The following is a 24583-nucleotide window of genomic DNA, read 5'->3' on the forward strand; positions in this document are numbered from 1 at the left end:
TACATGAGTAAGGCAGAAAATAAGAGAGCAATCATTGTCGGCGTTTTTGTTTTTTTAGGCGTATTAATTCTATTGGCAGGAATTTTTATTTTGGGCAGCCAACAAAAGAAATTTACCAAAAATATTGAGATTACGACATCATTTCCTGACGTCGCTGGATTGAAAGTGGGAAGTAATGTGTGGTTTTCCGGAGTTAAGGTAGGGATCATTAAGAATATTCACTTTAAAAGTGTACAGGATGTTGAGGTCGTATTGACGATAGAGGAGAAATCTGCAGAATATATCCGCAAGGACGCCGTGACAAAATTAGGCTCGGATGGATTAATCGGTAATAAGATTGTGGTGATCTCTGGTGGCTCCCAGAATGCTCCAACAGTAGAGAGCGGTGACTTTTTGCGTTCTGCAAAGACTGCCGATATGGAAGCAATGATGGAAACTTTACAGGTTAATAATGAAAACTTAGCAAAAATTACCACTGATTTCGTCGAAATATCAAGGGGATTGGCTGATGGTAAGGGAATGGTGGGTGCGATGTTGACCGATACCTCCATGGTAAATACTTTACGCGCGACATTATTGTCCATCAGTGCTGCAATGAATAATGCAAATAAGGCTTCTGCAAATCTGGTTACCCTGACAAATTCGCTAAATAGCAATAAGGGACTGATTCATGATTTGACGACTGATACCGCTATTTTCTCTAGTTTACGCCAATCTGCTGCACAATTACAAGGGGTTTCTCAGACAGCAAATGCATTGATCAATAATTTGAACAACGCTTCGGGCCGATTAAATGATAAAGATAATGCAGTGGGCGTTCTGTTGAATGATCCTGAATCGGCAAATCAAATCAAATCAGCGATTAATAACTTAAATTCGAGTACATCCAAGCTGGATGAAAATATGGAGGCGCTGCAGCATAATTTTTTACTGCGCGGTTTCTTCAAAAAGAAAGCGAAAGAAGATGCGAAAAAGGCTGAACTGCTTAAAGCAGATACAGCAAAGTAAGTTGAATGATAGAACTATGAAAAGGCTGTACGATTGCGTAGAGCCTTTTTTTTAATCATATTGGGGGAGCCCGTTTAGAATTGAAAAAATGAATCACACTGAAATTATAGACAAAGATGTTATTTACGAAGACAATCATCTCATAGCGATAAATAAGAAGGCGGGTGATATTGTACAGATTGATGAAACGGGAGATATGTCGATGGAAGATATGGTGAAAGCTTATTTAAAGAAGAAATATGATAAACCAAATGAAGCTTTTGTTGGTGTTATTCATCGTTTAGATAGGCCGGTAAGTGGTATGATACTTTTCGCCAAAACGAGCAAGGCTCTTGAGCGGATGAACAAGTCTTTTCAGGATAGAGATGTGAACAAAACTTATTTGGCAATAGTCAGACAGCGACCACGTAAAACCGAAGGGAAGCTTATTAATTGGCTGATCAGAAATAGACAAACCCGGGTGACCAAGGCTTTTCCACGCGAGGTCAAGGGAGGAAGTTATGCCGAGTTAGACTATGCAGTGGTAGGCGAGTTGAATGGATTTTATTTGTTGCGCGTAGAGCCACTGACCGGTCGCACCCATCAGATTCGTGCCCAACTTGCTGCTATGGGCTGTCCTATTGTTGGTGATAACAAGTATGGATATCCAAGAGGTAGTTCTTTGGGGAGCATTTGTTTACATTCACGTTCATTAGCGTTTAAGCATCCGATCAAGAAAGATAAGATGGAATTGGTTGCTTCATTGCCGAAAGATGGCTTTTGGGATAAATTTGAATCTTTGGCAGGGTAGTGGTTAAAATTTCAGTATCTTTGTGCTATGAAATGGTTTAGATATTTACTCCTGATAGTTACCTTAAGCTGCTCAGCTGCATCTGTTTCTTACGGGCAATGCGCGATGTGTACATTGAACGCTGAGAATTCCACGAAGGAAGGAAATATGCAAGGAAGGGGGCTAAATGATGGTATTTTATTTCTTTTGGTCATCCCTTATCTGGCGGCTGCAGGGCTAGGATATCTATGGTATAAAAAATACCGCAAGAAGAATCCAGGTACAAAGAAGTTTTTAAACGAATTAAAATAGATTTTAATGCCGACATCCAAATTCCATGCAATGATGCACTCCAAATGTCCGAAGTGTCATATTGGTGATGTATTTGTAGGAAAGGTATACAGCTTGCGCAAGCAGCATATGAATGATGTATGCCCCTATTGTGGCGTAAAGTACGAAGTTGAACCCGGTTATTTTTATGCTGCAATGTATGTGAGCTATGCGATGTCAGTAGCCGAGATCGTCACTGTTTCTGTAGCTATAGCGATCTTAACAAGCAGCGAATCTCCATGGTTCTATCTGATGGGCCTGGCGGTAACTATTTTGATCTTTGCCCCCTTTAATTTTAGGTATGCGCGTTTAATTTTACTTCATTTTTTAACGCCAAAAATTAGTTATGATCCACGCTATGAATTGGAGCAAGAGATACGTGAAAGGAATGCGAATAAACATGGTTAAAGTGATAAATGATATTAACAAAAAAAAATAAAGGAGCTCTCAAGAGCTCCTTTATTTTTTTAAATATTTCATCGTACTATCGAAAAGGAAAACTTTGTCTTTATATCCTTCCGCGATAAGCTGTTGCAATGGGATGAGATGTACTTGCTGAAAATCTCCGATATGTTCTTCCGTGGGGAGTACGACCTGAATACAGTAGGTCATCCCATCGTGTGGCGACTGAAGCATTTCCAGAAAATGCACTTCGAATTTTTGGGATTGCACGATATTATCCTGAATCCATGAAACAACCTCCTCGTGGATTGTTTCTTCTGCTATGACAGAGACATTGTATAAAAACATAGACAAAAATACGCTATTTTTCTACTATAAAAAAGATTCTCAGCACAGGAAGAGTGAGAAGTTTGAATATTACATTTAATTGGTATATCTTGTAAAAATAAGGTTGCATTGAATGAAAATTGGTATTTAATTGCAATATTTGGAATATATGATAAGGATGCATTTGGGATTATGAGGATGAAATTTTGGATAGGTTTACTTTTTTCTACCATGATCATATTGGGGTGTCAACACCATAGTGTTGAGCCTATTCCAATAAATCAATTTTTTTCTAAGCCTGAAAAATCAAACTTTAAGATTTCTCCAAATGGTCGGTTTATAGCCTATATCGGTCTCGACAATCATTGCAAAAATATTTACTTGATAGATTTGATTCATCAGGATAGCTCGAAGCAGCTTACTTATCAAAATGATATTAATGTAAAATCTTTTGCATGGAACGATAACTCGAAAATTTCTTTTTTGACAGAGCAATCCGCACAGGACAGTTTACGTTTATATGCGGTAGATATCAATACAGAGAAAATTTGGCCATTGATCAAGCCGATCCGTGGTCGGTTTCGATGGATCCATACCATGACTACCGGAGGTGATAGTTTTATAGGGGGGATGAATGATCGAGATTCTTCACTTTTTGATCTTTATCGGATTTATTTAGATGGTAGACCCCGGGAGTTGATTTTGCAAAACCCAGGAAATATGAGTTCTTGGGTGGTATCTAATGATGGGCAGGTAAGAGTAGCTGTAGCCAACGATTCTGTACAACAATCGGTACTATATCGAAGCTCCGATAACGAACCATTTAAGGAGATTATTCGCTGCGATGTTGAAAGTAGTTTTACACCATTGGGTTATAAGGATAATTCGAATGCTATCATCTATGCGTTATCCAATGTCGATCGCGATAAAATGGCTTTGATAAGCTATGATTTGGTAAATCAAAAAGAATTAGGTGAACTTTTTAGCCACAAGGATGTTGACGTGAGCTCTGGGGGATATTTCACTGAACAGAATAAGCTTTTGTTTGTCAATTATAGTACCTCAAGACAGCATAGACATTTTTTTGATGAGACAACCAAACAAAAGTATAATCAGTTAGCAAAGCAGATTGATGGCTTTGAATATCAGGTATTGAGTACTGACAGTTCAGGTAATAAGATCATCATTAAAACCTATACCGATGTCAATCCTGGTGGGATTTACTTTTATGATTTTTCGACACAAAAGTTGACAAAGTTAGCGGATAACAATTCTGATTTAAAAGATAAGGAGCTCTCTCCAAATGAATATATCACTTATACTGCGAGAGACGGTATTCAGATCTCAGGTTATTTAACTTACCCTATACATTCCAATCGCAAAAACCTGCCGATGGTTGTTCTTCCTCATGATGGGCCGAACGGACGTGAAGTTTGGGGGTTCGACAATGAAGCCCAATTTTTAGCGAATAGGGGCTATTTGGTTTTTCAAATGAACTATAGGGGATCCACAGGTTTTGGTAAGAAGTTTTGGACTGCCGGATTTAAAGAATGGGGGGGAAGATTCAGGACGATATTACCGATGGGGTGAAATGGTTAATTAAGGAGGGGATTGCTGATCGCGAACGTGTTGCTATCGTAGGGAAAGGTTTTGGAGGTTATTCGGCGCTGCACGCTGCTTGTTTTAATTCTGATCTTTATAAATGTGCCGTTTCTTATTCCGGTTATACCAATCTGTTCACATACTTCAGAGATATACCGCCCTATTTTAAATCTTATGTACAGAAAATGTATCAAATTGTTGGGAATCCAATCCGGGAGGCTGAATTATTTAAAAACATATCACCGGTCTTTCATTCCGACAAAGTTAAAATACCGGTACTATTGGTACAAGGTGGAAAGGATAGGTTTAGTTCGGTCACAGATGCAAATCAATTTGTACAAAAATTAAAGAATAATAACATTCCTGTGCAATACATCCTGAAAGAGGATGAAGATAGAACTTTTAAGCGTGATGAGAATGTCTTTGGTTATTATAATGAGTTGGAGCGATTTTTGGCGAAATACCTTGTGGACTAAAGGCGGGCAATTATGAAAGCAGAGAAATATAGCTATCGAAAGAACTACGGATTATTGTTGATGTTTTTCATCGTAATCAGTGGCTTGTATATATTTGCCTTATTTCTTTCGCGTAGCTATACAGAATCGCATATCAAAAATGAATTTACGAATAGAAAATCAGAGATATTTGACCAAACCTTGGTTCCTTTCAATGATTTTTTTCAAAATAGAATTCCTGAAGTTTCTTTTTATCAAGGTTTTTTGGACTCTGTTCAGGCTGGCAAATACGCTTATAGCATATTAAGTTCTTATCCATTTGTCAGAGAGATTGGTTTTTTTGATTTACAATTCAATAATGATCATAATTTAAATTATGGCTTTATCGTTAACAACCTCAGAATTCAACCGAAAACGATTACTTTTTTTACTGTTTCCAGATCTGGGCTGCATAAAAATACCATACGAGATCGCGGTCAAATGGGTTTACATTCTGAAGAGATTAATAATATTGGGGTAAAGTTGGCGACATATATTGACAAGTTGCAACCGAATGCCAAACTTTCTGATAAAGATATCTTAAAGGTTTTTTATACCATAAGACCTGGTCAGATTACCTATCTCAATATTCCGAGGGTCAACGATCTAATTGTTTATAAGTCAATTATGGAAGGTAATTTGGATCATACCGTTGGTTACGAGCAGGATATGTTTAATTTTCAGATTGATCCAATGTATCTGGAGGTTAAAAATAGCTATTCTAATCTTTATGAGAAAGTGGAGATCGTTCCTTTGGTAGGCGCGCCTATCACACCTGAAAATGACGAGATATCAACAGAGATGCCTTTACCAGGCGCACTGGCCGACTATAAGTTACTTTTTAGATCGAGCAAGAACTTCCTTTCCAAAGAGATAAATCGTAGTTTTTGGCCCGTCTTGGGCGGGGTATCGTTGATTTATATCATTTTAATTGCTATACTATATTTAATTTATAGAAATTTAGAAATTAACGGAAGACTTTTTAAATTGCAGTACGATTTCATCAATAATCTGACCCACGAGTTTAAGACGCCAGTGAGTGTGATTAAGATTGCTGGAAATAACATCAAGAGTGCGCAGGTACTCTCTGATGAAGAACGTAAAATGTATGGAAATATACTGGATCAGGAGGCAGATCGTTTAAATAACTTGATGAATAAGCTATTATCGTTTAGCCAGATCGAAAATAAAACGATAAAATTAAATAAAGAAGAAGTTGACTTGAAGATGTTTACGGAAAATCTAGTAGCTTCGTCAAGAATAAAATATTCAGATTTCAAGATTAGCACAAAAATTGATGTAAGGACATCAATGCTTGCCGACCCGGTGTTGTTAAGCAGTGTGTTTCAAAATATGATTGATAATGCCTATAAATATTCTAAGGCGGGGCACAAAATACTAGATATTGCGATACAACAAAATAAGAAGAATTTTGTTATCACTTTTAAGGATGAAGGAATAGGAATAGAGAAGGCGGAGTTTAACAACATCTTCAAAAAGTTTTATAGAATAAAAAGTCAATATAATCAGCAAGGAAGTATTGGTTTGGGATTGGCTTTCTGTAAAGAGATCACTGAATTTATAGGCGGTGACATTACAGTAAAAAGCCAATTGGGACAGGGAACCACCTTCACCTTGGTATTTCCAGTTTAAAAAATAAATTTAAATATGAAATATCCATGTTTAGAAAGTATGAAAACTTATCGTTATAAACTGGATATTCCGTAAGACATTTAAAAGACAAATTATTTACTTATGAATAAAGACATCACTGTTGCTGTTATTGAAGATGATGAGAACTTACGGTTCTTGGTAAAACATCGATTGGAATCCGAAGGCTATCAGGTCATTCAAAGCGGAAATGGGAATGAAGCGGAAAGTTTGATTTTAGAAAAAAGGCCCGATGTTGTTTTACTGGACTGGATGCTTCCAGGAAAAGAAGGCAACGAGATCTGTGAAGATGTGCGCAAAGCGGGGTTTGAGAATATCATTATCATGATGACAGCTAAATCTCAAGATGTGGACAAAATTGAAGCTTACAGTTTTGGAGTGACTGATTACATCAGTAAGCCTTTCAATATGGATGTGCTTATCGCGATGATCGATAACAAGGTCAAATTTTTCTTACCCAAAAACAGTCCCGAAGTGTACAAGTTTGGTCAGACGGAGCATCATCCAAATATTCATTCCTTGATACGTGACGGTAGGAAAGTTGAGTTGACTATTTTGGAAAATCGCATTTTACTTCATTTTCTACAGAATTTAGGGCGAGAGATTACACGTGAAGAATTAATGGAGGTTGTATGGGGGTATAGCTCAAATGTCAACACGCGTACATTGGATATGCATGTGGTTCGTTTACGAAAGAAGATCGAGACAAATCCGGACAAGCCACATTATCTACAGACCGTGCGTGGACTTGGCTATAAATTTGTTGATGAAGAAGAGATTTGATTATAATTAGCGGGTAAGAGTTTGTTTTGTTAAAAACAATTATTATCTTCGTATAGATTCGAAACAAGACCATGTTTCCCGAAGAGGGAAATATGGTCTTGTTTCTTTTTCAAAAAGTATAAAATAAGAAAAAAATAAAATTATGGCAGAAGTAACTTATTTTACGGAAGAAGGATTGCGTAAGCTTAAAGAGGAATTGGCTTATCTGAAGACGGAAGGAAGATCAAAAATTGCCAATGCTATTGCAGAGGCAAGAGACAAGGGAGATTTGTCTGAAAATGCAGAGTATGATGCGGCTAAAGAGGCCCAGGGGCTTCATGAGGCTAAAATTGCCAATTTGGAGAACACATTGGCTACGGCACGTTTAATTGATGAGTCCAAATTGGATACATCTAAAGTTTTGGCCCTATCGATTGTTAAAATAAAGAACAAAAAGAATGGTGCTGAGATGACGTATCAATTGGTCGCAGAGTCAGAGGCAGATCTGAAGTCGGGTAAGATTTCTGTTAAATCTCCTATTGCCCAAGGTTTGTTGGGTAAATCTAAAGGCGATACAGCTGTTATAGAAGTACCAGCGGGTAAAATTGAATTCGAAATCGTAGATATTTCAAGGTAATATATGTCGGTTATGTGCGGTATGCCATAACCGCACATCTACAAATTAACTTTATATTAAGAAGGTCGTGATGTAGCAATCGCGACCTTTTTTGTTTATATTTGTTGAACAGTGGAATTACAGGGTGTGAAAAAGCGGTAATAAGATTTTTTAATCGCCGACATACCAGGGGCTTAGTAGAGTTAAGTCTGTTGTTTGCTGATTGTATTTTAAAAAGATTTATTCCAAGATTAGAATAATATGTCGACAATTTTTTCAAAAATCGTTTCTGGGGAGATCCCAGCTTACAAAGTTGCTGAGAGTAATGATTTTCTAGCTTTTTTGGATATCAGCCCATTAGCTAAAGGGCATGTATTAGTGATACCCAAGAAAGAGACAGATTACATTTTCGATATCGAAGATGACGAATACATGGCGCTTTGGGTCTTTGCTAAGATTGTTGCTCAAGGTATTAAAAAAGTAATTCCATGTGTAAAAGTCGGTGTAGCTGTCGTGGGCTTAGAGGTAGCTCATGCACATATACATTTGGTGCCTATCAATAAAATTAGTGATTTAAACTTTGCTGGACCTAAATTGAGCTTAACTGAGGATGAACTCCATCAGATTGCGACCACTATCCGCGAGTCTATCGTGAGTATAACTGCTCAAAATCAATAATTGGAAAGATTATATTACACTTGATTTACGTTGGTTTTTTAGAAGAATGCTATATTTGTACTTTGTTTTTTCAAAATTGTGCAGAAATAAGCGTAGGATTTGTTCTAAATTATGAACGCAACATTGATTTTTACTAAAGGTTATGCATGAACTTTTGTTGTCATTTCAACAATTATTGAACCCAGAGGAACTGTTGAGTTCAGGAGGGTTTTATTTAGTTATCCTCATTGTATTTGCTGAGACTGGTCTATTTTTCGGATTTTTTCTACCTGGTGATTATTTACTATTTCTTGCTGGATTATTCTGTGCCCTGAATAAAATTGACGTAAATATATTCACGCTTTGTTTGGGATTGTTTACCGCTGGGGTATTAGGTAATTTTACAGGATATTGGTTTGGCTATCGGGCGGGGCCGATGTTATTTAAGCGAAAAGATAGTTTCATCTTTAAGCGAAAATATGTAGTCATGGCTGAGGAATTTTACCACAAATATGGTGGAACCGCTTTAATTATAGGAAGATTTGTTCCAATAGTTCGTACTTTTGCGCCTATCTTTGCCGGGGTCGTAAAATTAGATTTTAAGAAATTTGTTCTATATAATGTTTCGGGGGCTGCCATCTGGGTGGTAGTTTTGACGCTTTCAGGTTATTTCCTAGGTATCGAATTCCCGGGTATTATACATTACGTAGAATATGTTATAGTTGGTATGATTGTCATTGCATTTTTGCCAATTGCCATAACGTTATTGAAAAAACGTATTAAAGATAAAAGAAACAAACAAAATATACAGTAAATAAAAAATGAGTAAACAAAATCCTTGGCACATGGTTTCTCCAGGTGAGAATGTGCCAAATGCCGTAAATGCTATCATTGAGATTACAAACGGATCCAAAGGAAAGTATGAATTAGACAAAGAAACTGGTTTGTTGCTTTTGGACAGAGTGATGAGTTCTTCTGTCGTTTATCCTGCCAATTATGGTTTTATTCCACAAACTTATTGCGATGACAAAGATCCGTTGGATATTTTGGTCATCTGTTCAGTGGATATTTTACCATTGACATTAGTTGAGGCACAGGTTATTGGCGTAATGAATATGGTCGATGGTGGCGAGCAAGATGATAAAATTATTGCGGTAGCTAAAAATGATCCTATTTTTAATTACATTAAAGATATTGATCAATTGCCTCCGCATACAATGAAAGAAATTGTACAATTTTTTGAGAGTTATAAAGCACTTGAAAAGAAGCATGTTGTTGTTGAGGGAGTGAAGGGACGTGATGAAGCGCAAAGAATCTTGATTGAGGCTATCGAATTGTACAAAACAGAATTTGTTAATAAATAACCCCCAGCATGGCGCTCGATTTATTTTGGACATTGTTTTTAGTACTTGCAAACGGCTTTTTTGTTGCCGCAGAATTTGCTATAGTCAAGGTCCGAGTCTCCCAAATTGAAGTTCAGGCGAAAACAGGTAGCAAAGTTGCCACCATAGCCAAGAGTATAACAGAACATTTGGATGGTTATTTGGCCGCTACACAATTGGGTATTACACTCTCGTCATTAGCTTTGGGCTGGGTTGGCGAGGCTGTAATGACCCAAATTGTGCAGGGTGCATTGGGTTTTTTCGGTGTTGAATTGACTGGCTCGATTGCTACCAATGCAGGACATGTATTGGCTTTTTCGATTATTACTGTATTACACATTGTATTTGGAGAGCTTGCTCCTAAATCGATAGCGATTCAAAAACCTGTTGCAACAACGATGAAAATTGCGGTTCCACTGCAATTTTTCTACTTTATCTTTCGACCAATTATTTGGGTTTTAAATGGGTTTGCTAATTTCCTGTTAAAGATTTTGGGATTTGAGGTTACCAAAGGAGAATCCGCCCACTCGTCGGAAGAATTACAGTATCTTTTAGATAAAGGTAAAGAGTCTGGTGCTTTGGATATTTCTGAGCACGAATTGATTAAAAACGTATTCGATTTTAACGAACGTATCGTTAAGAATATTATGGTACCGCGTACGCGGATTGTGGCGGTGGAAGTAACTGCTGATGCTTCTGAACTGATCGAAACGATGACTGAAGAGGGGTATTCCCGTCTTCCAATCTATGATGATAATATTGACCAAATCGTGGGTATTGTTCATACAAAAGATATTCTACCGCTTTTAGCGAAAGGAAAAGAAGTTGTCATGAAAAATATTATGCGTAAACCCTATTTTATTCCTGAAACGAAGAAGATCAATGACTTGATGGCAGAATTTCAGCTGAAGCGGATTCAGTTGGCGATCGTATTGGATGAATTTGGTGGAACCGCTGGTATGGTTACATTGGAAGATATCGTAGAGGAGTTGGTGGGTGAAATCCAGGATGAGTACGATGAAGAAACACCAGTTGTGGAGCGTATTTCCGAAACAGAGTATATGGTGGATGCCGGAGCCAGTATTCACGATGTGAATGAGTTTCTTCCGATAGAGTTACCTGAGAGTCAGGATTACGATACGATGTCTGGTCTTGTGAGCGAAATCTTCGATAAGATACCGGAAGTCGGTGAGCGGAAAGAAGAGTATGGGTACATATTCACCATCATTCGAAAAGCGCAGCAGAATATCGAATTTGTCAAATTGGAATTGGTCGAGTCTGCTGAGGATGATACCGAAGAATAAATAGTAGCGAGTAGCACATGCAATTATTTTTTACACCGGATTTAAATCCTTCATCAGAAAATTTTATCCTGAGTGAGGAAGAAAGTAAACACGCTATTCGTGTGCTTCGTATGGATGCCGGAGATCGTTTACATCTTATAGATGGTCGCGGAGGTTTGTACGAAGCTCAAATTATTGACCCACATCCTAAACGCACAGTTCTTACTATTTTAAGTGTGGAGGAGCACTTTCAACAGCCTCGCTACCATCTGCATATTGCAGTAGGGCCAACCAAGAATATTGATCGTATCGAATGGTTTTTAGAGAAGGCAACGGAGGTGGGTATTCAGGAAATCACACCCCTTATTTGCGAGCATTCTGAGCGAAAAGAGGTTAAATTAGATCGCTTAAACAAGGTTGTTGTTGCAGCGATGAAGCAATCTTTGAAGGCTTATCTTCCTAAACTTAATGCTGCTGTATCGTTTAAAGAGTTTTTGAAAAATAGTCCAAATGATGGTGTACAAAAAGCAATTGCACATTGTGTGGATACTGAAAAGAAGTATTTAAACCAGATTTTTGAGCCTGCCAAACACTATATTATCCTTATTGGTCCGGAAGGAGATTTTTCTGAAGGAGAAATTGAGTTGGCAATACAAATGGGTTTTCATCCCATATCCCTGGGAGAGGCGCGTTTAAGGACTGAAACCGCTGCTTTAGCGGCTTGTATGGAAATTTCCCTGTTGAATAGGTCGTAGGGGAATAAAAGACGAGCCTAGCCCTATAAATGGGCTGTGACAGATCAGCAAAGCCGATTTAATGTTTATTAATAAACGTCAGTTTATTTTATCGGTTCAGCATCTACAATCTGAATTTCCGCATTTCCCTTCAGCGGATCCTTCGTAAAGATCATTTTCCCTTTTAATTTAATCGGATCTTCAGAGAATTTTATAGCATTGCCCTTTAATGTTACTTCGACCATAGGAGGGATTCCATTAGAGCCACAGAATTGACACTGCATAACCGGCAATACAGACATCATAAAATTTTTATGATTACGGCCACTATGAAGCGGAACCATATAGCCGGGCAGTTCTACTATTTTATTTTCAAGGGCTTTAAGTTCTTTCGGATAGAAAGGAGTATACACTTTCTTTGCGCCATTGTACGTGACTTTGTAAGCCATTTTATCAATCGCTTCCCACGTTTTGTTCATCATGGGCGTATGGTCGGGAACATCCGGATTACTGCCAATCTGTGCCTGTAACTTTATGATGCCGAAGAATATGAAGAAGAGTGCAGTGATAAATTTTTTCATCTGTTTAATTTTTTCTTGTTGCGATGAAGCTATTCGATGTGTGTCGTTTGATGAATAAATCGACTAGCTTCATCGCGGTTAATATTACCTATATCGTATTCCGTTTTTTTAGTGCAATGCTGGGATTTACCAGCCATATACCCCTATTTTTACCATTAGTTCAATTGTCATTTATGTTATTTGTTGGACAAAGTACCGGCTATACTTGTCCGATAAGCTTTCACAGCAGGAATTAACGCTGCTAGCACACCAATTAGACAAGCGACACACAAAAATACCAATTCTTTTGGATGTAGCCTAAAAGCTTCGATAAAGTCGGCACTCTGGCTTGTTTGGTTGCTGATATAGTATAAGGCCAAATGTGCCAATAAAAGTCCCACCAATCCACCAATGATTGTTATTGTCAGACCTTCCAATAAAACAATGTTGAATAATTTTCCTTTAGAGGCTCCGAGTGTACGCATAATGGCTAGATCATATTTACGTTGTTTCAACGCATTGTAGAGATTAATAAATACACTCAGGCCCGCAATGAGCATGATCACATACGCAAGAATAGCTAAAGAATCCATTCCTACTCCTAAGAGTGAAAACAAGCGCGTACTTTCCATCGCTGGAGAAGCAGCTTGCATATCCGTTTGTTGGTCGATCATTTTAGGTAATATGCCGATAGCTGCGGGAGATTGATATTTAATCAAAATTGCTGTTATTTCTAATCCATTTTGCTTCACCATATCCGCGCCAATAGATTTTACAAACATATCTTCCTCATCGTGCTGACTTTGCTGACCGTGATCGTGGTCGTGATGATCTTTTCCGCTGGTATCTAATGGCTGGTTCGTTTGTTCTTCTAAATCTTCACCATGATGATGGAGGTGTGCTTTGACAGTTTCCTCCCTGTCTTCTTCGCGTTCACGCAGTTCTTTTTGTAGTAGGGTTTCTTCGTGATCATGTGCATGTGCGATTCCATGGACATCCCAGACACTTTCTAAGTTGGTTAATATCAGGTTATCAGTAACATTGTTATTGTGCTTTAAAATGCCGACAATAGTAAAAGGATGTTCATCATGATGATGGCCATCTTTGCTCAAGCCGTGTGAACTATGGATTTGATCCCCGATTTTCAGTTGCTGTTTTTTTGCGACCTGGTCACCAATGACTACTTCAAAATTATTTTTCCAAATGCGGCCTTCACGAATAGACGTTTCATAGATAGTTAGGAAAGAGGAATCGGTTCCAACGATGCGATGCCCTTTAAAGTTATCGCCCAGCGATAAGGGAACTGCTAGCTGCACAAGCGGATTTTGACGTAAAGGGTCCAGTTCGTCCAATGGGATGTTACCTGTTGGATTGTCGATGTGATAAACACTCGATAGGATCAATTGCAGCGGACTCCCTTTAGCGGCAACGACTAAATCAATATTTTTGCTGTTATTGTCAAGCTGCTTTTCAAAAGACTCTCCGGTAATTGATAGCACGGCAAGGATCGAAATTCCAAATGCCGTTAGCAAGATGCTTAGAAAGACCGAGCCAAACTGTCTACTTAAATTTTTCCAAACCAATTGTATCGTGTTCATAGCAAATTTTAATATCTAAAGGGTGACGCGTAAATAAAGTAAAAAATTATTTTAAAAGGTACATTTTAGAGAATTGATCCTTTATTCTCTTGTCATGCGTAGTTATCAGTAGGGTCGATCCGGCAGTTTCAGCTATTGATAATAGAAGTTCTAATACCCTATGGGTATTGTTATCATCCAATGCAGCTGTCGGCTCATCCGCGATCAATAGGGCTGGTTTATTGATAATGCTGCGCGCTATAGCGGCACGTTGCAATTGTCCACGACTTAATTCGTTTGGATAGGCATTACTTTTTTGATCTAATTGCAGCTGTTTTAGGATGAGTTCAATAGCGCTTATATCTACTTTTTTTCCGGCTAAAGATTGCGCCAATTTGATATTTTCAACTAATGTTAAATTTTTTAGGAGGTGAGCCTCTTGAAATATGAAACCAATATATTGGGACCTAAATTGATCCAGTTTGCTGTTGGATAACAACGATAAATTTTGGCTATATATGTTGACCTGCCCTGTTTCTGGTCGTGACAAACCGCCTAATATATTTAATAGTGTTGTTTTTCCAGAGCCTGAATCGCCTAACAATAATGTATGTTGCCCTTTTTCGATGTAAATATCTGGAAATTCAATTGGCGCTGAATTTGGATACTGGAATGATAACTGTGTAGTCGATACGATTGGAGTGTTCATGGGAATCAGATATTGAAATATATTCAAACTTAGATAAATTGCTTTTTATATGCAATATAATTGCAATTATATTGCATATAAAAAGCAATTCGTATTAGCGAGCTTAGTATTTTCGATGGAAAGGCTACTGATCTATTGGTTATCCTATTGTATCATCGATCTTTAGGTGGACTCGCTAGGGGCTGTACAACGATGCCAAGGATAAAAAGAACCAATTGTGTTAATAAGTGAAGTGCTTAATAATTTACTTACACTTCATTAATATCATTTCGCTATAACAGGCTCAAATAGGATGCTAATTCGCTATAAAAGCTCTTTTGTACTGAAAATCGAAAAATAACAACGCTAGGTAACATTAAATTAACAGCGGATTGATGTAATGGTAATTTGTTGTTAATGTTAACCTAATATTCTGCTAATAGATTTGCAGAAACAAAAAGCAAATAAATTGGAACCACAATTACAACTTAAAAGAATCGCTGCTGTCGTAACGCTAGCAGTAGCTGCGTCAACAACAGTTTATGCACAGAGTAGTGGGAAGTTAATGGGAACTATTACCAATAGTAAAACTGGCGAAACAATCACCGGAGTAACTGTTCGTATTTTAGGTACGTCAAGGGGGGGAAGTTCAGATGTATCCGGAAAATATAGTATTCCGGCTTTACCGGCAGGTAAATATACTGTAGAATACATTTATGTGGGTTACTCGACAAAGCAAGTTACAGAGGTTGAGATTAAAGCGAATGATTTGACCAATTTAGATATCGTTCTTGATAACTCAGAAGGGCAGGTGTTAGATCAAGTTGTGGTTACAGGATCTTTTAAAAAGGAATCTATCGGTGCGTTATATTCGCAACAAAAAAATAGTGCGTTGATTTCTGATGGTATTTCAAGTGAACAGATCAGAAGATCGCCCGATAAAAATACATCTGAAGCATTACGTCGAGTTAGTGGGGCAACTATTCAAGATAATAAATTTGTTGTGGTTCGGGGGTTAGGCGACCGTTATAACGTTTCCATGATGGACGGTTCGGTATTGCCAAGTACGGAAGCCAATCGTCGCGCATTTTCATTTGATATTGTTCCATCTAATTTGATAGATAAAATTACAATTTCAAAAACTGCAACACCGGATCTACCTGCAGATTTTGCCGGTGGTGCAGTGCAAATCACAACGAAGGATATTCCGGATCAAAATTTTGTATCCTTTGGTTTAGGTTACGGCTATAATACAGCTTCCACATTCAAGGACTTCTTACAAACCAAGAAGAATTTTCAAAACTATTTAGGTTTCGATGATGGTTCAAGTAATTTGGCAACGAATATGTATACGAGAGAGCAAGTTAAGGCGGGACTCTCTGGTAAAGAAAATCGTCTTGCACTGAAATCTTTGCCAAATGATCTTTCCATTGAAAATAAAAAAGCATTACCCTCTCAAAATTATCAGTTTTCATTAGGAAAGGTGAAACAATTTGAGAATAATAATAAATTTGGAGCTTTATTTTCTGTAACCTATAGAAACTCACAGAATGTATTGTCAAATGTAAGACGCGAATGGCATCAATATGACTTTACGGATAATCAATATAGATTTTCCAATAATTTAGGAGCATTAGCTAATTTCGGATACACATTTGGTAAAAATAAAATCACCTGGAAAAATCTCTATAACAAGAATTATGACAATACCTACACAAGTCGGACGGGTATTGATTTAGGGGCAAATTTTGACAATAGATTTTCCGCTTATGATATCTTGGAGAAATCTCTATTCAAATCGACTGTTGATGGTGAACATGTGTTAAGTGATAAGAATGATAAAATAAAATGGACAGCCTCATGGAGTAATATCAAGAATGACCAGCCTAATCAGGTTAAGCTTAATTATGTTAGACCAATGTCTGCAGCCAATGATCCTTCCGTTCCATTTACAGCAAACCTTGGTACCATAGGTAAACAAAATACAAGATTGTTTGCCAAACTAAATGAGAATATTTATTCAGGAGAAGGTAGTTATATCTTACCTATAAATTTTTTAACAGAACAATCCACCCTGAAAGTGGGTGCAGGCGGAAACTATAGAAAACGCACTTTTGATGCTAGATTTATTGGTTTCCAATTCAACGAAAATGCATTTGACAATGTTGACGATATCAATAAATTTTTACAGACTCCTGCTGATCAAATTTTTTCCGCTCAAAATATAAATAATAATTATTTCCGCTATGTAGAAATTATGATGAATGGAGATAAATATGAGGCGAGCTCTGTAACTTCTTTTGGATACGCGATGTTGGATCAAAAATTCAATGATAAATTTAGAGTAGTTTACGGTTTAAGAGTTGAAAATTATAACGTTAAGATTGACGCTTTGAATGTAGATAACATGAAAATGGTGGAGGATGTTAACGACACGAAGCTGGATTTTCTTCCATCTGTAAACTTCACCTATAGTGTTACGCCAAAATCTAATGTCAGAGCATCTTACTATCGTACATTAGCAAGACCAGAGCTAAGGGAATTAGCTTCATTTAAGTTTTATGATTTCGAACAGCTCGGAATGATTACCGGTAACCCTGATTTGAAGCGTGCTTCCATTAACAATGCTGATTTACGTTATGAAATTTATCCTTCTGCTGGCGAAATTTTATCTATTTCAGCATTTTATAAGCAATTTACAGATGCCATCGAGCCGCGGAGATATGATGTTACTTCTACTCCTGATATAAGGTTTGGAAATGTTCCAAAAGCCAATCTTTATGGTGCGGAATTGGAAGTTCGTAAAAAACTGAATTTTGTAAATGATCAACCATTTTTTAGAAATACAACGGCTTACCTGAATCTTGCGTTCGTCCATTCCGAAGTTACCAACCCAACCGATCAACCTTATTTGGAACAAAAGAGACCAATGGTCGGACAGTCGCCCTATGTTATTAATGGAGGATTGCAACATACAGCTTTAGATAGCAAATTAAATCTTAATATCCTTTATAACCGTATAGGTAAACGTATTATTCAACCTGGTGGACAAACTTTTGCGAGCGCCTGGGAAGCACCTCGAAACGTATTGGATTTTCAAGTTGGCTATAAAGTGTTAAAAAATAAAGGTGAGTTTAAATTAAATGCAAGTGATATTCTGAACAATTCTATCAATGTATATTTTGATAATAAAGTGCGAAATATCAGCAATGAAACCTGGTTTAAATACAAACCTGGTGCAAATTATTCCTTATCATTTAATTATACTTTTTAATTGGTAATGTAAATTTAATATTTCTTTAAATCTAAAGACATAAGTAAAGTATTTTTTTGTATTGAGATTTTTAAAACTTAAAAAATGAAAAAAAGATTATTATTCTTATCATTAGCGGCATTGTTAATCGCTGGAGCTTGTAAGGAAACCAAAATTACAGATGATGGTAATGATACTGAAACACCAACTAATCCAACAGATAAAGATGTTGTGGAAGTTACCGGAGAAATTACAGCCAATACTACTTGGACTTCGGATAAGATTTATTTGTTGAAAGGATTTGTTTTCGTTTCAAATGGAGCTACATTGACAATTCAGCCTGGTACAATCATAAAAGGAGATAAAGCAACAAAGGGAACTTTAACGATTACAAGAGGCTCCAAAATTAATGCGGTAGGTACTGTTGATAAACCGATTGTATTTACTTCCGCTCTACCAGCAGGTGCAAGAACTAGAGGTGATTGGGGAGGTGTAATTCTATTAGGAAAAGCTCCTGTGAACCAAGGTACAGATGTAATGATTGAAGGTGGATTGGAAGGCCCTAAGGGAAAAGATGCTAAAAATTATATCTACTATGGCGGAACTGATGCTGCAGATAACTCAGGTACGCTAAAATATGTACGTATTGAGTTTGGCGGAATTGAATATTCTGCCGATAATGAAATCAATGGATTGACAATGGGAGGTGTTGGAAATGGCACCACATTAGAGTACATCCAGGTTTATCGTTCCGGAGATGATGCTTTTGAATGGTTTGGAGGTACTGTAAATGCGAAACACTTATTAGCAGTTGCAACTTGGGATGATGATTTCGATACAGATTTTGGATATTCTGGAAATGTCCAATTTGCTCTTGCGCAGCGAGCAACCACGCAAGCGGATCAATCGGGATCTAATGGATTTGAGTCTGATAACAATGCAACAGGTACAGACCAGACTCCAAAAACCTCTGCTGTTTTTTCAAACGTAACGATTTTAGGCCCTATAAAAAAAGCGGGTGAATCGGCTATCGGGAATTATCAGCATGGCGCGCAAATTCGTCGTAATTCTTCTTTGAGCATATTGAATTCAGTGATTTCAGGATTTCCATTCGCTGGATTGTACATTGACGATACAAAAGTTGTTACAGCGAATACAACTTCGAATAACTTCTTAACTGGATCAGCGGTATTTGCAAATAATTTGGTGTACGGTTCAAAAGATGCAGATTTAAAAGTAAGTTCAACCACAAATTTAGCAGCAGTCAATACATTACTGCGTGCGAATAATGTATTTGATAATACAAAATTTGCACCAGCATTATTTAAAGCTCCTTATAATTTTGGAAAAGATTTTTCTTCAACTCCAGCAACTCCAGATTTCACGTTATCGACAGGCTCTGATGCTGCAACAGGCGCTGCATTCACGAATGCTAAGGTGTCGGGAAGTTTCTTTGAGAAGGTGGCTTATAAAGGGGCTTTTGGTACAGAAGATTGGACAAAAGGTTGGGCTCATTATGATCCCCAGTCATTAAACTACACAACTCCAGGGAGAGTAACACAAAATTAGTTTCAAAATAACAAATAGAAAAATCCTGCCTTGAGCAGGATTTTTTTGTAGCATATGTATGCGTTAATTCGTTATAAAGAGAAATAAAATAAATCTTAAATTATGAAAAATACGGTCTATTTGATTTTAATGGGTATTTTACTCCTTTTGGGCTGTAAGAAATCTGAAAATAAAACGGATTCAGAAACTACAGGGCTGAAAGTCGAAATAAAAGGAATTTCTGGCTGGGGTGAGTTTGTAAATATCAGTGTAGATCAAAATAAGACAGCGGTAAAGTATCCTGCAGGGACTAATGGAAGTCCTCAAACGGCAAGGGATAAAAGCTACAGAACCAGTGAAGAAACTTTTAGAAAGCTGTCGTCATATGTCGAAACTTACAACTTATTGGAAGCTAAAATCCAAGAGTGTGCACGTTGTGTTGACGGGATGGATTATGTAATCACAGTAAGATCTGGAAGCGTGGAAAACACCGTGACAATAGCCGTAAACCGGACGGATGGTAAATATGCTGATGTGCTTGATTTTATAAGTAAGTTATAGAAAGCGCAAAAGCGCTGTCAAGAATTATTTATTTTTCAGCAAAATATTGATTTTAGCTAAAACATATACTATAAAGCCAATATCTCGAACTGCGATTTAAAAAAGTAATATTACCTGGGTTCATAATGATAAACAATCTGATAAGACTGATTTTTAAGCTCCTCAGACAGTTGACCTATATCGAGTGTTTGCGCTTGTGGTGTAGGCTCACAGACCGAATAATATTTTCCATTGTACAAAATAGCGTCACCAATAGGGTGTTCAAATTGAACGGCCATAGTCACATGAGTGGGATAGAGCAGGGTAATCATGGGTAGATTGTAGATTTCCTTCACCAGATAAAAAAATAAGGCTACACGATCATCACAATCACTGTATTTATTTAATAGGGTTTGTTCTGCCGAAAGGCGTTTTTCAGCGCCAAAATTTTCCTCATCATTCTCATACAAAAAGGCATACCGGGTAAACCGCATTAAATAATCCACTCCTTGCTGTTGGCTCTTTCCACTTAGATTATCCTTAAGCGCTGGAATAAGTGATTGATAGGTTTCTTTGCTTAACGGAATATTGAAATAAGTTTCAAAATCCACACCAGGATAGTTTTTAAAAAGATCATTGATATCGTCATTCAACTTGATGTTAAAATGGTAGGCTTTATGGCCATAATTGAACTCGATCTGTTTTTCCTTATAGTTTGCCGGCACGAAATCAGGCAATTTTGTGATCTTATAACTGAAATCTTCGATAGCTTCCGGAATCTTTATGTTGACTGGAATGTAGTTGTCAGCTCGTTGAAACAATTTTCCGTAGTCATGGAAATTTAGACAGGTATATTTCTTGCCGTCAATTTCAAAAAATGGAATATCAGAAATATCTTCTTTGTTCTGAATAAAAAATATGATTTGGTTATTACCAACAGCCAAGCGGGCGTCATATCCAGATTTACACATTAAAAACCATTTGTACAACGTGTAGCGTGTATAATTTTCAGCTTTCGGAGCAATCTGTTGTGCTGTACGGCGAATCAATTGATAGTATACCCAATCATTCAAATGGTGCTCGTCTTTGTATTCAAGCAAACTGTTTACAAGTTGTATATAATCTGTCTGATCCGCTGTTTGATAGAATTTTTGTACATGCGCTATCGTCAAGCTGTCTTTGAATGGAATGTTAAAGGAAGTCGGAACATCAATGGATACCTTTCCGTCATAAAAATCGAAATCATGATGTTGCGCCCACAGCTGTTGTGAAGCGCAGGTCAACCATACGATGATGGTGAATAACATCCAATATATTTTTCTTGATCTCAATTCTTAACAATTTGATAACATTAGTGTAATATAAATTTAACAAATTGTAATTGCTTTTCGAAAAAATTGTAGAAAATATTTTTAGCCTACCGCAAATTGATAGTAAATGTAAACTTATTTCAGTGTAAGACATAATCGTTTGCCAGTGCATGTTAGGGAGACTTTGTTCGCTAGTTTTTCGGGACTGATTCGTACCATCTTCGGAGTTCCCCCACTGCCTGCCCACTGATTCTCCACCTCGGGCCCACATAAATAGTGGGGAAAGAGTGGGGGATCAGTGGAGCGAGAGTGGACGCACGGCGAACAAAGGGCGAACGAAGAGCGAAGGAAGGGCGAAGAAGCTATAGTTTAAAGACTCAGCTTTTCGATAAATTACGCGATTAGTAGGTAACTTTAGGTTTATTATTTTCACAAATTACACCCTTAGCTGGTTTGTCATTTGTCGTACTGCAATTTAAGCTTTTATCCAGCGTTCTTTTGGCATTGTCCAAATGGTTATATTGTTCTGCCATATTCCCAAACTCAGCAAAGTTCTCTTTGTCGGTATACAATATGGAAATAAACTCGCAGTCTTTACGAAAGGGGGCAATGTGCCATTTACTGGGGTCGTTGCAGGGAATGTCATCAAAAAAGGTCTGTAGCTTGGGGAGCAGATCTGCCAGTCGTTGGTTGATCTCTGATAGTTCCAAATCTCTAGCTGAGGCGACTTTCAGTTTGCCGGCGATGCACCGTATTCCAAAATGAGGAGGAAGATAGTTGGGCGAAACACTGGTGTCGTAAACAATAGGTCCTTTATATACTTTCTGTGCCCTTTCTCTGAGCGCTGCAGCTTCGGTAATTAACTTATTATAGGCTTGTTCAAAGCTCGGGTGTACGGGTACATATGTGTAATAAAGCGTGTCAACTCGGCATTCCTTTAAATCACTGCAGGAAATATTTTCGGTTAGTTTAACCGCTTGTTGGATTTTATCTGCTGCTAGACTTGTGAGTTCGTCGTAGCTGTCTTCTTTTTTACAGCCTACAAAGAGAAGTGTACTACATAAAAAAGCGTAGAATAGGTGTTTTAAATGCTTCATAAATTGGTTTTTTTTAAACTTAACGAAAGCCTCAATCAATCTGCTACAGTCTCAAAGGAATGTGACGTGGAAAAATAGTATTAAAATTCGTATCTTCGTGCAATGGATAATTTTATTGTTTCTGCACGTAAATACCGCCCGATTACCTTTGATTCGGTTGTAGGTCAGCAACACATTACGGGTACCTTAAAGAATGCGATACACAACAACCAGTTGGCGCAGGCATTTTTGTTTTGTGGTCCTCGTGGTGTGGGTAAAACTACCTGTGCACGCATTTTAGCTAAAACAATAAATTGTGAAAATATCTTAGAGGGTACTGAGCCATGTGGCGAATGCGACAGCTGTAAATCTTTCCAAAACGGTAATTCATTTAGTATTCATGAACTGGATGCAGCATCGAATAACTCGGTCGATGATATCCGTAATCTTATTGAGCAAGTGCGGATACCTCCACAGGCAGGAAAATATAAAATCTATATCATAGATGAGGTCCATATGTTGTCTCAGGCGGCTTTCAATGCATTTTTGAAGACCCTCGAGGAACCGCCTTCTTATGCAATATTTATTCTGGCAACGACAGAGAAACATAAGATTTTACCGACGATACTTTCGCGTTGTCAGATTTTCGATTTTAACCGAATCAAAGTGGAAGATATGGCTAAACATTTGGCTAGTATCGCAGATCGGGAAAGTATCGCTTATGATCAGGATGGATTGCATATCATTGCACAAAAGGCAGACGGTGGGCTTCGAGATGCGCTGTCGATGTTTGATCAGATCGTCAGCTTCTCCAATAAAAATGTCACCTACCAAGCTGTCATTGATAATCTAAATATTTTAGATTACGACTATTATTTCAAGTTAACAGATGCTATTTTAACCGAAGACGCAGCACAATCCTTACTGCTTTTCAATGAAATTTTGAACCACGGATTTGATGGCAGTCATTTCGTTGCAGGTCTGTCATCGCATTTCAGAAACTTGCTCGTTGCCAAAGAACCGTCAACTTTAAAATTGCTAGAAGTTAGTGACAGTATTCGTCAAAAATATATGCAGCAAGCTCAAAAGGCTTCTCCGGGATTTTTGTTATCAGCATTGAATATTTCCAATCAATGTGAAATTAACTATAAGACGAGTAAAAATCAACGTTTACAGGTCGAACTTTCACTTCTCAAGACCTGCCATATAGCTCATGCGATCAAATTGAGCCAGCTTGGATCCGTCCAGATGTCTTCGGCCAGCGAGGAAGTAAAAAAAAAACTTCCTGAGCCAATAGCAGCACAGCCAAAACAAGGGGCTTCGGCTGTCGTTACACCAACGATAATTTCATCAAGCAATGTTCCTGTTATTGAAAAACAGGTTGCGCCGCCACCTCCACAAGCTACCCCTGTAAATTATCAGGCTTCGGACGCAAAGGCCGAACCGAAAAAGGATCCTGTTTCTAATGTCCCTCCCAAAGTGAAAAAAGGAGGGTGGGGGGCTTCCGCTTCGGCAATCATTCCATCTTTGCCGAATTTGAATACCATATACGATAATAATACGGTTGCCAAAGAAGGGGATGAGCCAGAATTGATACGTGGTAGTGAACAACGCGATGTTTCATACGGTCAATTTATTGCGGTTTGGAACAGTTATGCTGAACAGCTTAAAGCAGAAAACAAGATCAACATGTACACCATGATGACGGCCATGCAACCCCGACTTAATGGTGTATTGATCGAAATTGATGTCGAAAATGGCGTTCAGATGGATGTGTTGCAAAGTGCAAAGGTCGATGTGCTGAATTATCTGCGTGTGAAGCTCCAGAATTTTTCGTTGGATCTAAAGGGGGTGATGATGGAGCATACTATTTCGCGCAAACCCTATACCTCACAAGAGAAGTATCAAGCCATGGTCAATAAAAACCCACTATTAGATACGTTGCGGAAGGAGTTTAACTTGGGTCTAAGCTAATTCGGAGACCTTCATTGTTG

The 24583-nt window shown here is 37.8% G+C and carries 22 protein-coding genes and 1 pseudogene; 17 read left to right on the forward strand and 6 right to left on the reverse strand.

Features of this window, described 5'->3' with window-relative positions:
• Window positions 1–3: 3 nt before the first annotated feature.
• From VXM68_RS11670 to VXM68_RS11685, 4 genes are all read left to right on the forward strand, one after another.
• Window positions 4–1008, forward strand: a complete 1005-nt coding sequence (locus tag VXM68_RS11670) for an MlaD family protein (protein WP_293953512.1) — start codon at window positions 4–6, stop codon at window positions 1006–1008.
• An 88-nt stretch (window positions 1009–1096) separates the two neighbouring features.
• Complete coding sequence (locus VXM68_RS11675; RefSeq protein WP_294186783.1) at window positions 1097–1798, forward strand: RluA family pseudouridine synthase; 702 nt, start codon at window positions 1097–1099, stop codon at window positions 1796–1798.
• A gap of 27 nt (window positions 1799–1825) precedes the next feature.
• Window positions 1826–2089: a hypothetical protein gene (locus VXM68_RS11680; RefSeq protein WP_293953515.1), complete on the forward strand. Its 264-nt coding sequence runs from the start codon at window positions 1826–1828 to the stop codon at window positions 2087–2089.
• A 6-nt stretch (window positions 2090–2095) separates the two neighbouring features.
• A complete protein-coding gene (locus VXM68_RS11685) occupies window positions 2096–2515 on the forward strand; it encodes a DUF983 domain-containing protein (RefSeq protein WP_293953517.1) in 420 nt (139 codons plus the stop codon).
• Between the two features lie 51 nt (window positions 2516–2566).
• Here VXM68_RS11685 and VXM68_RS11690 read toward each other — a convergent pair whose 3' ends face one another.
• The gene (locus tag VXM68_RS11690) at window positions 2567–2857 is read right to left on the reverse strand and encodes a DUF4286 family protein (RefSeq protein ID WP_293953519.1); all 291 of its coding nucleotides are present in this window, start codon (window positions 2855–2857) and stop codon (window positions 2567–2569) included.
• 1470 nt (window positions 2858–4327) lie between these two features.
• Here VXM68_RS11690 and VXM68_RS11695 point away from each other — a divergent pair.
• From VXM68_RS11695 to VXM68_RS11735, 9 genes and pseudogenes are all read left to right on the forward strand, one after another.
• A pseudogene (locus VXM68_RS11695) lies at window positions 4328–4914 on the forward strand (alpha/beta hydrolase family protein).
• Between the two features lie 12 nt (window positions 4915–4926).
• The gene (locus VXM68_RS11700; protein WP_293953523.1) at window positions 4927–6585 is read left to right on the forward strand and encodes a sensor histidine kinase KdpD; all 1659 of its coding nucleotides are present in this window, start codon (window positions 4927–4929) and stop codon (window positions 6583–6585) included.
• 102 nt (window positions 6586–6687) lie between these two features.
• Window positions 6688–7386: a response regulator transcription factor gene (locus VXM68_RS11705; protein ID WP_046674214.1), complete on the forward strand. Its 699-nt coding sequence runs from the start codon at window positions 6688–6690 to the stop codon at window positions 7384–7386.
• 142 nt (window positions 7387–7528) lie between these two features.
• Complete coding sequence (gene greA, locus VXM68_RS11710; RefSeq protein ID WP_209579070.1) at window positions 7529–8002, forward strand: transcription elongation factor GreA; 474 nt, start codon at window positions 7529–7531, stop codon at window positions 8000–8002.
• A gap of 240 nt (window positions 8003–8242) precedes the next feature.
• Window positions 8243–8659, forward strand: a complete 417-nt coding sequence (locus VXM68_RS11715; RefSeq protein WP_209579071.1) for an HIT family protein — start codon at window positions 8243–8245, stop codon at window positions 8657–8659.
• 142 nt (window positions 8660–8801) lie between these two features.
• Window positions 8802–9452: a VTT domain-containing protein gene (locus tag VXM68_RS11720; protein ID WP_209579072.1), complete on the forward strand. Its 651-nt coding sequence runs from the start codon at window positions 8802–8804 to the stop codon at window positions 9450–9452.
• A 7-nt stretch (window positions 9453–9459) separates the two neighbouring features.
• Window positions 9460–10002, forward strand: a complete 543-nt coding sequence (locus VXM68_RS11725; RefSeq protein ID WP_209579073.1) for an inorganic diphosphatase — start codon at window positions 9460–9462, stop codon at window positions 10000–10002.
• Between the two features lie 8 nt (window positions 10003–10010).
• Window positions 10011–11324 carry a hemolysin family protein gene (locus tag VXM68_RS11730; RefSeq protein ID WP_209579074.1) on the forward strand — a complete coding sequence of 438 codons (1314 nt, stop codon included), beginning with the start codon at window positions 10011–10013 and terminating at the stop codon, window positions 11322–11324.
• Between the two features lie 17 nt (window positions 11325–11341).
• Entirely contained in the window at window positions 11342–12058 is a 717-nt protein-coding gene (locus VXM68_RS11735; RefSeq protein WP_294350850.1) for a 16S rRNA (uracil(1498)-N(3))-methyltransferase, read from the forward strand.
• A gap of 83 nt (window positions 12059–12141) precedes the next feature.
• Here the strand turns inward: VXM68_RS11735 and VXM68_RS11740 are convergent, their stop codons facing one another.
• The 3 genes from VXM68_RS11740 to VXM68_RS11750 form a co-directional block, all read right to left on the reverse strand.
• Window positions 12142–12618, reverse strand: a complete 477-nt coding sequence (locus VXM68_RS11740; RefSeq protein ID WP_293953529.1) for a hypothetical protein — start codon at window positions 12616–12618, stop codon at window positions 12142–12144.
• Window positions 12619–12794: 176 nt separating this feature from the next.
• The gene (locus VXM68_RS11745) at window positions 12795–14195 is read right to left on the reverse strand and encodes an ABC transporter permease (RefSeq protein WP_367208835.1); all 1401 of its coding nucleotides are present in this window, start codon (window positions 14193–14195) and stop codon (window positions 12795–12797) included.
• Window positions 14196–14241: 46 nt separating this feature from the next.
• A complete protein-coding gene (locus VXM68_RS11750; protein WP_293886626.1) occupies window positions 14242–14883 on the reverse strand; it encodes an ABC transporter ATP-binding protein in 642 nt (213 codons plus the stop codon).
• Window positions 14884–15331: 448 nt separating this feature from the next.
• Between VXM68_RS11750 and VXM68_RS11755 the strand changes: the two genes are divergently transcribed.
• From VXM68_RS11755 to VXM68_RS11765, 3 genes are all read left to right on the forward strand, one after another.
• Window positions 15332–18136 (forward strand): TonB-dependent receptor, encoded by a 2805-nt coding sequence (locus tag VXM68_RS11755; RefSeq protein ID WP_367208836.1) that lies wholly within the window; start codon window positions 15332–15334, stop codon window positions 18134–18136.
• Window positions 18137–18220: 84 nt separating this feature from the next.
• On the forward strand, window positions 18221–19684 hold the full coding sequence (locus VXM68_RS11760; RefSeq protein ID WP_294350841.1) for a hypothetical protein: 1464 nt from the start codon (window positions 18221–18223) through the stop codon (window positions 19682–19684).
• 102 nt (window positions 19685–19786) lie between these two features.
• The gene (locus VXM68_RS11765; protein ID WP_294350839.1) at window positions 19787–20224 is read left to right on the forward strand and encodes a hypothetical protein; all 438 of its coding nucleotides are present in this window, start codon (window positions 19787–19789) and stop codon (window positions 20222–20224) included.
• A gap of 110 nt (window positions 20225–20334) precedes the next feature.
• Here VXM68_RS11765 and VXM68_RS11770 read toward each other — a convergent pair whose 3' ends face one another.
• Complete coding sequence (locus VXM68_RS11770) at window positions 20335–21534, reverse strand: hypothetical protein (RefSeq protein ID WP_367208837.1); 1200 nt, start codon at window positions 21532–21534, stop codon at window positions 20335–20337.
• Between the two features lie 380 nt (window positions 21535–21914).
• The gene (locus VXM68_RS11775) at window positions 21915–22610 is read right to left on the reverse strand and encodes a hypothetical protein (protein WP_367208838.1); all 696 of its coding nucleotides are present in this window, start codon (window positions 22608–22610) and stop codon (window positions 21915–21917) included.
• 102 nt (window positions 22611–22712) lie between these two features.
• Between VXM68_RS11775 and VXM68_RS11780 the strand changes: the two genes are divergently transcribed.
• Window positions 22713–24563 carry a DNA polymerase III subunit gamma/tau gene (locus VXM68_RS11780; protein WP_367208839.1) on the forward strand — a complete coding sequence of 617 codons (1851 nt, stop codon included), beginning with the start codon at window positions 22713–22715 and terminating at the stop codon, window positions 24561–24563.
• Window positions 24564–24583 lie beyond the last annotated feature (20 nt).

Origin of the sequence: Sphingobacterium sp. R2 (assembly GCF_040760075.1) — a bacterium.
Classification (GTDB): domain Bacteria; phylum Bacteroidota; class Bacteroidia; order Sphingobacteriales; family Sphingobacteriaceae; genus Sphingobacterium.